The sequence below is a fragment of the Algoriphagus sp. oki45 genome (genome assembly GCF_036245605.1).
Classification (GTDB): Bacteria; Bacteroidota; Bacteroidia; order Cytophagales; family Cyclobacteriaceae; genus Algoriphagus.
The window spans coordinates 349,095-362,038 of sequence record NZ_BTPC01000005.1 but is presented as its reverse complement, the minus strand read 5'-3'; the positions used below and the strand labels follow the sequence as shown (position 1 = coordinate 362,038).

The following is a 12,944-nucleotide window of genomic DNA, read 5'->3' as shown; positions in this document are numbered from 1 at the left end:
TCTGATTTTAGTAGCCTCTGTTTTGGTTTAGGTTAGAATTACCATCCACTTCTCTTTGAGGGATTGGAGGCAAGATTCTGAAGTCATCAAACTCCACTCTTACATTAGGAGTAGTCTTCACGATAGGTCTTCCATATCGCTTCAGGTCAAAGAATCTGTGTCCTTCGAAAGCAAATTCTTTGAATCTCTCCAAAAGAATCTCTTCTAAAAGAGCCTCACCCGCCAAGTCAACTTCTTCCACACCTCTAAGGCCTTTGAAAGCATTCAATTCAGCGAGAGCAGCGCCTTCGTTACCCAAGTGGTAATTTGCTTCAGCTCTGTTCAAGTGCATTTCTGACTTTCTTACCACAGGGACGTTGTCACCATAGGCAAAACCACTCTTAGACATAAACTTGGTACACTCGATCTGACGACCAGCACCTCTTACGGTATTACCAGTTGTATAGAGCTGAGCTCTAACATCGTCGTTTCGGGTTACATCCCAGTTGTTATTGTCAGAAGCTGGCTCCCCAATTTGAAGCTGGCTAAGTCCAAAGAACCCTCTAACTGTAGCATTAGGAATGAAATCACCCCAACCTCCTTGCTGATTTTTGTTATCCAAATTCAACAAAGCTGTATAAGAAGACTGCAAAGATTCATTAACCCCGATAGACTCTTCTGCCAAAGCAAATCTTACTTCGAACATAGACTCAGGATTAACTGGAGCTCTCCATCCGCTAACGTAAGCGTCCCCGGACAAAACAACACCCACACTGCTATCCAAAGCCAAAGATGATTCAGAAACAGCTTTGGCCCAATCGCCTCTGTAAAGAGCAACTCGGGACAACAAAGCTGAAGCAGCTGCACCAGATCCATACTGCACACCTCTAGAAGTCAAAAGTCTCTTTGCATCTTCCAAGTCAGCATAAATTTGATCATAAACGGCATTGATGGTGGCTCTTGGAGTCTGTCTGCTAAACGCAGCCTCAGAAGTAATGATACCCTCTGTTACCAATGGAATACCACCCTCATCTATAATGCCTGGCTGATAGATTGCAGTTGGCATGTAAGAATAAACCTTTACCAAATCAAAGTAGTAAAGAGCTCTAAGGAACTTAGACTCTCCCTCCCATCTTGCCAATTGAGCTTCAGATGCACCTTGAACATCTCCCAAGCCATCAATGATCAAATTAGCTTCATTTATTGCGAAATAACTGTTTTGCCAAGTCGCAGCAGGAAAGTGTACGTTTGGCTGATTGTTATTTTCTCCGATCAGACGACCTGAGTTACTGGTTGTCTGTCCAACATCTGCAAGAGCATCAGCCATTGCAAGAAGGTTTCTTCCGTAGTTGCTGGTAGGTCTTAGACGTGCATACACCGAGTTTAGAGCTGCATCCACAGCGTCTGGAGTAGTAAGAGCTCCATTTGCGTCAATGGACTGTCTTGGATCTACCTGCAGCGCGCTTTCACATGAGCCAAGCAGAAATGAACCTGCCAGCGCAATAGATAGAACTGCTTTATTTATAAATTTCATTTTTTTCATCTTTTTGGGTGATTAGAATCCAATTTGAACCCCGACGGTATAGTTCTTAGTCAAAGGAATTTGTCCTGTACCAGCACCGGTAAACTCAGGATCGTATCCAGGATAGTCAGTATACGTCCACAAGTTCAATCCTTGTACATAAATTCTGGCTCTAGAAAGTCCAATTTTACTTACCAAGGTTGGATTGAAGGTGTATCCCACGGTCAACTGAGAAAGTCTGATGAAATCAGCTTTCAACAAGTTTGCAGAACCCGTATTTCTGGAGGCGTTTCTTGGGAAGTTACCACCATTGGTAGTCAAGTTTCTTGGAATGTCAGTCACTTGTCCTGGTTCTCTCCAAGATCTTTCATTAACTTCTCTCAATGCATTTAGAGTAAGACGGGTTCCATTTTCTCTTAGGAAGCTGTACTGACCATCAAAGATTCTTGCTCCGTACTCATAAACGAAGAAGGCGGTCAACTCAAATCCCTTGTAAGTAAAGGTGTTATTCAATCCACCGAAATGAGTGGATAAGCTAGAACCAGAATAAATTCTATCAGCTGCTAGTGGAAGATAAGTGATGTTTCTGTTGATATCATACCACATTGGACGGCCATTGGCAGGGTTTACACCGGCATATTCTTGAGTAAACACAGCACCTTCACCAAATCTACCTACGGGCTGGCCCACAGCAATACCTGGGTTAGCAGGAAGAAATTCAAGACCATCGTACAAGCTGATCACTTGGTTGTCAATCACACTGAAGTTGAAGCTGGAATTCCAACGGAAACCACCTCGGTCAATGTTTACGGTAGAGATTTCCAATTCTATACCTCTGTTTTGAAGCTCACCTACGTTGTTTGCAATATCAGAGAAACCGTTTGTCCAAAGGATTGGCTGATCCAACAATAGATCTTTGGTTCTTCTGTCAAACACATCCAAGGAACCGGTGATTCTGTTTCCGAAGAATCCATAATCCAAACCGAAGTTTAAGGTATTGTTGGTTTCCCAACCCAAGTTCAGGTTGGCCAAAGAGCTAGGTCTGATACCGGCATTTCCAGAATAATTACCAGCACCACCGTAAAGACCTCTTGCAGCGAAGTTTCCAATTTGATCATTACCTGTCAAACCGTAGGAAGCTCTAAGCTTTAATTCAGAGACTACTGAAGAAGACTTCAAAAACTCCTCTTCAACCAAGCTCCAACCTACTCGGATGGATGGGAACAAACCATATCTGTTATTCTCACCGAATCTGGAAGAACCATCGTAACGAGCAGTCACAGTAGCCAAGTATTTCTTCTTGTAGTCATAATTGACTGAACCGAAGAAACCAACTCTTCTGTAACCTGTCCAGAATCCAGAAAGTGATTCAGGGGTAGCTGCAGACTGAATTGTTCTGAACTGGAAAGTTGGGAATCCGATACCGGCTCCATCAATACCTTCACGAGTTTCAGAAAGGAATTCAAAACCTAGGAGAGCAGAAAGATTGTGTACTCCGTTGTAAGACTTATTCCAATTCAAAGTCTGAGTAGTGATGAATCGGGTTCTCCAGTCTTGCTGCTGAGAGCTTCTACCTCTTACACCAGCTCCGTCAGGAGTTCTTGGGTCTCGGTAAGAATCACCTTGAAGCAATCTGTAATCGATACCAAACAAAGAACGGAAGGTCAGATTGTCAAGAATCTTGTAATTACCGATGATGTTACCAACAACAGTATTTGTTCTCTGAAGACCGGAGTTGTATTCATTAACCAATACTACGTTTTGTCCCAATACACCACCAATAGCTGTATTGAAAGTACCGTCTTCATTGTAGATCGCATTGTGAGGCAAAATAGCTGAAGCAGAAAATGCAGGGCTACCCAAGAAGGAACCAGATACTGCGAAAGGAATATTCTGCTGGAAAGTAGAAAGGTTCACATTGGTCTCGATGTTCAACTTGCTGTTTGCTTGGTGCTGCAAGGATACTCTTACAGTTCCTCTTTCGAAGTCGACTGGCTGGAAGGAGGATTCCTGATAGTTATAAGATCCAGAAAGGAAGAAGGTAGTTTTGTCATCACCTCCGGATACAGAAAGCTCATAGTTCTGAAGTCTTCCAGGTCCCATTACTTCTCTCTGCCAATCATATGTCTGAAGACCTTGTCCAATTGCATCCAACTCTTCGGCACTCAAAGATTGCCAGTTAGAAGGAAGAATACCCATGTTGCTTAGGGTTCTAGCTTCTGGAATAGTCTGATTGCTATTAATATAGGCTTCTTTTCTCATGTTGTACCACTCGGAACCACCCAAAACATCCAAATATTTCATTGGCTGGGTTTCACCGGCAAATGCATTGAATTCAAATCTTGCCTTGCCTTGCTTTCCTTTTTTGGTAGTGATGATCACAACCCCGTTAGCAGCCTGAGAACCGTAGATCGCAGCAGACGCAGCATCTTTCAAGATCTCCATAGACTCGATGTCATTAGGGTTCAAGAAAGCCAATGGATTGGACTGAGTAAATGCTGCGTTAGACTGGTTGTTCAACTGAACACCATCCACGATAAACAAGGGTTCGTTACCAGCGTTGATGGAGCCTACACCTCGGATACGGATGTTTACAGCACCACCTGGAAGACCGTTAGAAGATCTTACCTGTACACCGGCAGCACGACCTTGCAATGCACGGTCAAAAGATTGCAAAGGCAGGTTTTGAATAGCTTCGCCCTTAACAGAAGAAACTGCACCAGTCACTTCTCTCTTAGGCTGAGTACCATAACCTGTTACGATGACTTCACTCAATGCCGTCAAATCAGACTCCATTACTACATCGATGGTAGTACGGCTTCCGATTGTAACTTCCTGAGTGGTCAGGCCCACGAATGTGAACACTAATACATTGCTTCCGGCAGGGACACTGATTGAATACTTGCCATCAATATCTGTGGCAGTACCAATAGTTGTTCCCTTTACCAGAACTGTTGCACCTGGTACACCCATACCGTCTTCGGTAGAGGTTACTGTACCGGTAATCACACGGCTTTGGGCAAATGCAACTGCACTTACCAAAAACAGCATGAGTCCTAGAAGTAAAACTTTCCTCATATTGGTTAGATTTTGGTTTAATTTAATTCCAATGATATTTGGAATAATTCACAATACAAAGGGCTATACCACGAACGGTAAGGAAAAGTTTGATTCAAAAAAACACCTAAAGGGCCTGAAAAATAAGAAAAATCAAAATTATATTTTGTTTTAAATTGTTTTTTAAAACTCAACCGACTTTTTCCAAATGATATCTCAATGTTAACAAAAGTTAATTTTGAGAAAAAAAATAATGGAAACTGGAATTATTTTTTGAGTCAGAGGCCCCTGCTGAGTTTCTAATTAACCACTTTAAAAAAAATCTAATTTTTTTATTTATGCTTTTGGAGTCCCAAAACAAAGTTTTATATAATGTTTTTTAGAATAAAATTCTGTCCTTATTATACAATACCCTAAGTTATTTTTCTCTTTTATATAAAAGATCAAAAGTTAAAAAGCAAAGTCTCCTTTCACAGAATTTAATTCCGAAAAATCCTAAAGCACCTTGATCGTAATTCTTCGATTGAGGGCCTGGTTTTGTGGAGTGGTGTTAAGAACCATGGGCTGAGTGTCGCCTTTGCCCTCCACCAATATCCTACCCGGATGCAAACCTTCATTAACCAGATATTTTTGGACACTTTTCGCCCGCTCTAAGCTGAGATTCTGATTGTAAGTTGCATTCCCAATATTATCAGTGTGCCCTGATATCAAGACATTCACATTCGGATTCTCTGTAAGAAACTTGTAAAGCCGCTTCAAAGAGGAAATAGATTCTGGCTTCAAATCGTATCGGTCAAAATCAAAAAATACATTCTCAAAAACAAACTCCTCTCCTGAGGCAACTGGGGTAAGCTCCACCTTTAGATCTTTGACGTTTTGAAGCTTATCACGCTCCACATTGTAAATTTTTGGCAAGAACCCTTTTTTCTCCACATACAAACCAGAAACGGCTTTTTCAGGATAGAGCATCATAAAGTCACCTGTTTTTCCGTCGGACTTGAACTGATACAGCGTACTGTCATTGGTCAAAGAGACCAAGGAAAGAGTAGCATCCACGGGTTCCCCAGTTTTGGCATTGAAGACTTTTCCTTCTGTTACGGTCAGATTTTCCCCGAGATAAATTTCCTCAGGAAACCTGAATCGATAAAGAAGTGAACGATCAGGCTCTGACTCACTTTCTCCTTTGGTCAGCTCAGTGTAATAGGCAAAGTCCTTTTGTGCAGTGATAAAAAGAGCGACCTGATCCAATTGATCATTGATCGGAAGACCGAGATTTTCAGGGCTTTGAAATTGCCCATTCTTTACCCTGGAAAGAAAAATATCCATCCCCCCAAATCCCTGATGCCCGTCGGAAGAGAAGAATAGGATTTCATTGTTGAAAAACATAAAAGGAGAGATCTCATCCTTTGGGGTATTGAGTGTGTTTCCGAGATTTTTTGCTTCTGACCAGCTACCGTCATTTTGTCTCACCGAATACCAGATATCATTTCCTCCATACCCCCCTTTTCTATTGGATGAAAAAAACAGAAGCCGGCCATCCGCAGAAAGAGAGGGCTGAGAATCCCAAGATCGGGAATTAACTTTTGGCCCCATATTACTCGGTCTTTGCCAAGCGCCATTGACCCTATAAGCGATATACAGATCACAACTTCCCTGAGAATCGGGAGCATCACAAGAGGTATAAATCAGAATATTCCCGTCTGCGGTGACCGAACATGTTCCCTCATTGTAGGGAGAATTGATCGTTTGGGATATTCCCTGAGGTGGAGTCCATCCACCATCATCCTTTATATAAGAGGTGTAAATATCTTCTTTGTCAAAATTTCCCGTGCCATCTCTTTTGGTAAACAAAATCTGATTTCCATCTGCTGTCAAAACAGGAAAATATTGTAGTTGATATTCATTCAGGGGGAAGGGAAGAACCTCTTTCGTGATCTCTCCAATCTGTCCCAGCTGAGTTCCCAAAAAGTCCATTTGAGATTTCATCTGAGAGTAATACATGGACTTTTTGAAAGCCTCATCCAAAAGTGGGTCTACTTCCTGAAACTGCCGAAAAGCTTCCGGAAATTTCCCTTGATTTAAATAGAGATTTGTGAATAGCCAGCCATAATCTGCCACATGCTTGGAAGTCGCATTCTTTCCAGAAAGCCTTGCTTTTCCTGCCAAGGCTAACTTTTCCGCTTCGTCTAAATCTCCCTGGGTAATTAATAGTTGGGAGGCTTTAATATATGCTTCTAAAAAAGATCCCTCCCTAGCTATAGCTGCTCTGTATTTTCCTAAGGCCTCATCGTATCTCCTTGAAAGAGTTAACTCCTCCCCTTCTTGAAATAGTTTGATAGCTCTGTTGTCAATAATCGAATATTGCTGCGCACTTAGCTGGAGTGACAGCAAAAATCCAAAGAAAAACAGGTAAACAGAGCGCATCGACTTAGGGGATGTCCATAAATTTATGAGTTTGCAGGGATATTTTCCAATTCGGGTGATTTTTCACGTAGTCGATGATCTCGGGAGTCATCTTCGGTGCCTTACTCCACTCGGGCTGCAGACGGAGTTCACAAACGGGATTCACCAACCGGGCATGCTCCTCAGCAAAGGTAAAATCACTCTTATTATAGATGACTACTTTAAGTTCATCTGCCACTTGGTAAATAGACGAATGCGGTTTTTTGAATTTCTTGGGAGAAAAACACACCCAGTCAAAATCTCCTGAAAAAGGATGAGCGCCAGAAGTTTCAATATTGGTAGTAAATCCTTTTTCTTTCAAAAGCTTGGTCAAAGGATCAAGATTGTACATCAAAGGCTCGCCTCCGGTAATGACCACTAGTCTTCCCGGAAAAGCCAAAGCGTCCTCAACGATTTTCCCAATAGACAAAACCGGCCATTTGGCAGCTTCCCAGCTTTCTTTTACGTCGCACCAAACGCAGCCTACGTCACAACCTCCCAGCCGGATAAAATATGCGGGATGTCCTGTAAATCTGCCTTCTCCTTGAATGGTATAAAAAGCCTCCATGATTGGAAGCTGGAGCCCTGCGGCTACGAGTTCTTGGGTAGTCGGAGCTACCCGTTCGAGTGTCTGCATGAATTTTTGGTAAAGCGGGTGATTCGACCGCTGGTTTAGAAAACAAAGGTAAGCGTTAAAATTGAAAGGATAAGTACGATTTACGACTTGAATAAGAACCTCAAATCTAATTCTGGGTAGTTACCCTGTGGAAATTAGGCTTGAGGGGCAAAAAAGCATCGTAAATCTGAAATCGTAAATCGTACTTACTCAAATTGCTGTTCCTAATTCAAAGTTCCTTCCACATCACAACCCGATAATCCTCCACCCCAACCCTGGGAATTACTTCCATGATTTTAAATCCACGCTTCAATCCGAAAGCAATCATTGCTGGGAAGCGGTTTCTGGTTTTGAAAAAGATAGCCTCGAATCCCTTTTCTTTGGCCCAATTCTCCTGATAATCTGCCAAGGCCTCTGCTATTCCCTGTATGCGAAACCCAGGCCGTACCCCTCCCATCCAAGAATAAAAGGTATCCGGTGTATCACTTTGATAGCCTACCTTGAAACCCAAAAGCTCACCATCCTTTTCTGCTACCAATGCCAAATGAAGCCGATGCTGTAGTCGCTCTGTGTAAAAATCCAACGAAGCCTTCCCAGGAAACTCCGGGATGCGTTCGTGCACCCAGAGGAGTTCGGCGGGAGAAGCAATTCTGATGTGATATTGCATTCAATTGGAAAGTTTCAATAGTTGAAAGGTAGAAAGGTGGTAAAGTTGTAAAGTTGGGGTTCGACCAACCTTACAACTTTGCCACTTTTACACTTTACAACTCTATTTCTTAATCGTCGGATACGTCACCCCAAGCTGCTGCAAATAGGTATCGTATTTCGTCTCATCGTAGTAGAATTTCTCCAAAGCTGGACGGAACTGCTTCATAATGCCTTCATTCAGATAAATCGGAGGAGCGTCATCCGCCGTAATCATCGGCTTGTAAGTTTCTTCCTTTGTCTGCACATTTTTGAAGTAATCCCAAGCCTGATCGACCAGTTCGGGCTGAAGCAGAAAGTCCAAAATAGTCATCGCTTCCGCTTTGGCTCCAGCTGTCACCCCTTTGTGAGCGATCGGAGTGGCCATTGCAATGGCATTACTCCAGTGGTGACCGGGAAGTCCCGGAATATTGGAAGGAAATCTCAAAGTCACGGTCGGCACGACCCAAGACACATCTCCGATATCGTCTGAGCCACCTGAGACAGGCTCTTTCACAGGCAGCCCCAAGGTATCCAGTTTGGTAGCCAGGCCTGTCGGTTTGGAACCCATCTCTTCCTGAACAGCCTTTGCCAAAGTTTGATCGTTTTCATCCCACTCGGGAAGCCCCACCTTCAGAATATTTTGATACATCCTCTCAGCGATCACCTTATTAAAGTGCCTTGGCCATGCAGTGCCCAGCACCTTGTACTCCATGGTCGTTCCGGTCATCAGTGCCGCTCCTTTGGCGATATCATTGGCCTGGACATACATTTCCATAATCCCGTCATACTTCACATCCCGGAAATAGTACCAAATCGACGCCTTTGAAGGTACCACATTGGGCTGATCTCCTCCATCGGTGATCACAGAGTGCGATCTTTTCAGTGGATGCAAATGTTCCCGCTTGTAGTTCCAGCCAATGTTCATCAGCTCTGTGGCATCAGCGGCACTTTTTCCCCTCCAAGGGGCACCAGCGGAGTGTGCGGCATCTCCGGAGAAGGTATATTCCACGGAAATCAATCCCGTACCGCTAGCCTGTCCATAGCTGACCGCAAGATTATTTGCCACGTGGGTGAAAATGCAAAGATCAATTCCGTCAAATTTCCCATCCCGAACAAACCACGCCTTTGCAGCCACCAATTCCTCGGCAATCCCCGGCCAAAGAATTAAGGTGCCTCCGATATTTTCCCGCTCCATAATCTGCTTCACGGCCAAGGCAGCCGTGATATTCAAAGGAATACCGGCATTATGCCCTTCTCCATGGCCCGGAGCTCCCTCAACCATGGGTTTGTGGTAGGCAACTCCCGGATACTGAGAGGCTTTAGGAATATTGTCCACATCAGAACCCAAGGCAATCACCGGACCTTCCCCATTACTCCAAGTAGCCCACCATGCCGTGGGGATGGCAGAGATTCCCGTTTCGATGGTAAAGCCATTTTGCTCCAAAATCCCGGTCAAGTATTTGGAAGATTCAATTTCCTGAAAGCCCAATTCGGCAAAGGAAAAAATCTTATCCACCATCACTTGACTTTGCTTGTGATTGGCTTGGACAATTTCAGCAACTTCGGCTTTCAAGGCCTCGATTTGCTTAGCATTGTATTTTTTCTGGGGAAAAGCCGAAAGGAAGATTCCTCCAGCTAAGGATAATGTGATTAGAATATTTTTTCTCATAAGGTCGGTTGGTTAGGTTTCTTAAAGTACAAAAAAGAAGGAAGTACCGAATACAAAATTGACTAATGGCGAAAATCCCGATTTGGGAGGAATTGGAAATTTGACTACCAAAGCCGCCTGAATTTTCTATTTTTGCAGGCATTTAGTCAAAAAATCAAGAAAAATTCAATCATGGCGGAGTACAACTTCAGGGAAATCGAGCAAAAATGGCAAGGCTACTGGAAAGAAAAAGGAACCTTTAAAGCCGAAGTGGACACCAATCGTCCCAAGTTTTATTCCCTGGACATGTTTCCTTATCCATCCGGTGCCGGGCTACACGTCGGCCACCCGCTGGGATACATCGCTTCGGATATCGTCTCCCGATTTAAAATGCTGAAAGGCTTCAATGTCCTCCACCCGATGGGCTATGATTCCTTTGGCTTGCCGGCAGAGCAGTATGCGATCCAAACCGGTCAGCATCCTGCCATTACCACCGAACAAAATATCGCTCGATATACAGAACAACTTAAAAACATCGGGTTCGCCTTCGACTGGGATAGAGAGGTTCGAACTTCGGATCCTTCCTACTACAAGTGGACGCAGTGGATTTTCATGCAGCTGTTCAACAGCTACTATGACCATGATGCGGACAAGGCTGTATCAATCGAATCTTTGGTTTCCCAATTTGAAAAAGAAGGAAATGGAAAGGTAAAGGCGGTTTGCGATGACGACACAACTATTTTCAGCGCAGAAGAATGGAACGCTTTTTCTGAAAAAGAAAAGCAGGAAATGCTGCTCAAATACCGATTGACTTTCTTGGCTGAAACGACGGTAAACTGGTGTCCTGCTTTGGGAACTGTTCTTTCAAATGACGAAGTAAAGGACGGATTCTCCGAAAGAGGTGGTCATCCTGTGGAGCGAAAGAAAATGATGCAGTGGTCCATGCGGATCACGGCTTATGCAGATCGCTTGCTCCAAGGCTTGGAAAAAGTAGACTGGTCCGAACCCATCAAAGAAATGCAACGCAACTGGATCGGAAAGTCGATCGGCGCTGAAGTTTTGTTTGATGTAAAAGGTTCAGATAAGAAAATTAAGGTCTTTACCACTCGAGTAGATACGATCTTCGGAGTAACCTATTTGGCTTTAGCTCCAGAGTCTGATTTAGCAGCCGAACTGGTCACAGACGATCAGCGGGAAACTGCAGAAGCCTACATCCAAGTCGCCAAAAACCGCTCCGAGCGAGAGCGAATGAGCGATGTGAAGACTATTTCAGGCGCATTTACCGGTTCCTATGCCATCAACCCTTTCAACGGAGAAGAAATCCAAATCTGGGTTGCCGACTACGTTTTGGCAGGGTATGGAACAGGTGCCGTGATGGCGGTACCTGCTCATGACGAGCGGGACTACAACTTTGCCAAGCACTTCGGATTGGAAATTCGCCAAGTGATCGAAGGCTCGATGGAGAACGGTTCATTCCCCGGAAAAGGTGGTTTGATCATCAATTCGGGCTTTATTTCTGGCCTTTACATGAAAGAAGCCATGGAGAAATGCATTGAGTTTTTGGAGGAAAAAGGGATCGGAAAAGGTAAAATCCAATTCCGAATGCGGGATGCTATTTTCACCCGTCAGCGCTATTGGGGCGAACCACTTCCCGTATATTTCAAAGACGGCTTGCCTTATTTAATTGAAGAAAAAGACCTTCCTTTAGTCCTTCCAGAGGTAGATAAATATTTGCCTACAGAAGACGGCGAGCCCCCACTCGGTCGAGCAAAAGACTGGACTTACAAAACGGCTGATGGTGAGTATCCTTTGGAACTCTCCACGATGCCAGGTTGGGCGGGATCGAGCTGGTATTTCTTCCGGTACATGGATCCGAAAAACGAATCAGTTTTCGCAGATAAAGCCAAAACAGACTACTGGGGTGCCGTGGATTTGTACATCGGTGGTTCCGAACACGCCACAGGTCACTTGCTCTATTCCCGATTCTGGACCAAGTTTTTGTATGATTTGGGTGTGGTAAGCATCGACGAACCTTTCCAAAAGATGATCAACCAAGGGATGATTCAAGGAAGGTCGAATTTTGTGTATCGATTAAAAGGCACCAACACCTTTGTTTCCTACGGACTGAAGGATCAATACGACACATCTGCCATGCACGTGGATGTAAACATCGTACACAACGATCAGTTGAATTTGGAAAAGTTCAAGGCCTGGAGACCAGACTTGGCTGATGCCGAATTTATTCTGGAAGACGGCAAGTACCTCTGCGGATCGGAAGTCGAAAAAATGTCCAAATCCAAGTACAACGTAGTCAATCCCGACGACATCATCGAGCGATACGGTGCGGACACGTTAAGATTGTATGAAATGTTCCTTGGACCTTTGGAGCAGTTCAAGCCTTGGAATACCAATGGCATCGATGGAGTGTATAAGTTCCTAAGGAAGATTTGGAATCTTTACCACAATGCAGCTGGTGAATTTGCGGTTTCTGATGAAAAAGCCAACAAAGAGGAACTCAAAGCCCTTCACAAAGCCATTAAAAAGATGGAAGAAGACATGGGCAATTATTCCTTCAACACGTCCGTGTCCAGCTTTATGATCTGTGTGAATGAACTGACGGCTTTGAAATGCAACAAGCGGGAAGTGTTGGAGCCTTTAGCGGTTTTGATCTCTCCATACGCACCGCATATTGCCGAAGAACTTTGGTCGCTTTTAGGTCATTCAGATTCAATTACCACTGCAAGATTCCCTAAGTTCAAAGAAGAATACTTGGTTGAAAGCAACTTTGAGTATCCGGTCATGATCAATGGTAAGATGCGCGCAAAGTTGGACTTGCCACTTTCTTTATCCGTTCCTGAAATTGAAAAAGCAGCTTTGGCCGATACCACCGTACAAAAATGGCTGGAAGGCAAAGCTCCAAAGAAGGTGATTATTGTACCAGGTAAGATTGTGAATTTGGTCGTATAAAGACTGATCCTACTTTTCAAAAGGCT

7 protein-coding genes are annotated in these 12,944 nt (G+C 43.9%); 1 reads left to right on the top strand and 6 read right to left on the bottom strand.

The window, feature by feature from the left end:
• Positions 1 to 7: 7 nt before the first annotated feature.
• The 6 genes from AAA942_RS19325 to AAA942_RS19300 all read right to left on the bottom strand — a co-directional run bounded on the left by AAA942_RS19325 (position 8) and on the right by AAA942_RS19300 (position 9,972).
• Positions 8 to 1,513 (bottom strand): RagB/SusD family nutrient uptake outer membrane protein, encoded by a 1,506-nt coding sequence (locus tag AAA942_RS19325; RefSeq protein ID WP_338221947.1) that lies wholly within the window; start codon positions 1,511 to 1,513, stop codon positions 8 to 10.
• A 21-nt stretch (positions 1,514 to 1,534) separates the two neighbouring features.
• Positions 1,535 to 4,579, bottom strand: coding sequence for a SusC/RagA family TonB-linked outer membrane protein (locus tag AAA942_RS19320; RefSeq protein ID WP_338221946.1), 3,045 nt, complete (start codon positions 4,577 to 4,579; stop codon positions 1,535 to 1,537).
• A gap of 474 nt (positions 4,580 to 5,053) precedes the next feature.
• Positions 5,054 to 6,982: an OmpA family protein gene (locus AAA942_RS19315; protein WP_338221945.1), complete on the bottom strand. Its 1,929-nt coding sequence runs from the start codon at positions 6,980 to 6,982 to the stop codon at positions 5,054 to 5,056.
• Positions 6,983 to 6,986: 4 nt separating this feature from the next.
• Positions 6,987 to 7,637 (bottom strand): 7-carboxy-7-deazaguanine synthase QueE, encoded by a 651-nt coding sequence (locus tag AAA942_RS19310; protein ID WP_338221943.1) that lies wholly within the window; start codon positions 7,635 to 7,637, stop codon positions 6,987 to 6,989.
• Positions 7,638 to 7,845: 208 nt separating this feature from the next.
• A complete protein-coding gene (locus AAA942_RS19305) occupies positions 7,846 to 8,283 on the bottom strand; it encodes a GNAT family N-acetyltransferase (protein WP_338221942.1) in 438 nt (145 codons plus the stop codon).
• A 102-nt stretch (positions 8,284 to 8,385) separates the two neighbouring features.
• On the bottom strand, positions 8,386 to 9,972 hold the full coding sequence (locus tag AAA942_RS19300) for an amidohydrolase (RefSeq protein WP_338221941.1): 1,587 nt from the start codon (positions 9,970 to 9,972) through the stop codon (positions 8,386 to 8,388).
• 171 nt (positions 9,973 to 10,143) lie between these two features.
• Between AAA942_RS19300 and leuS the strand changes: the two genes are divergently transcribed.
• Positions 10,144 to 12,918 carry a leucine--tRNA ligase gene (gene leuS, locus AAA942_RS19295; protein WP_338221940.1) on the top strand — a complete coding sequence of 925 codons (2,775 nt, stop codon included), beginning with the start codon at positions 10,144 to 10,146 and terminating at the stop codon, positions 12,916 to 12,918.
• Positions 12,919 to 12,944: the final 26 nt, after the last annotated feature.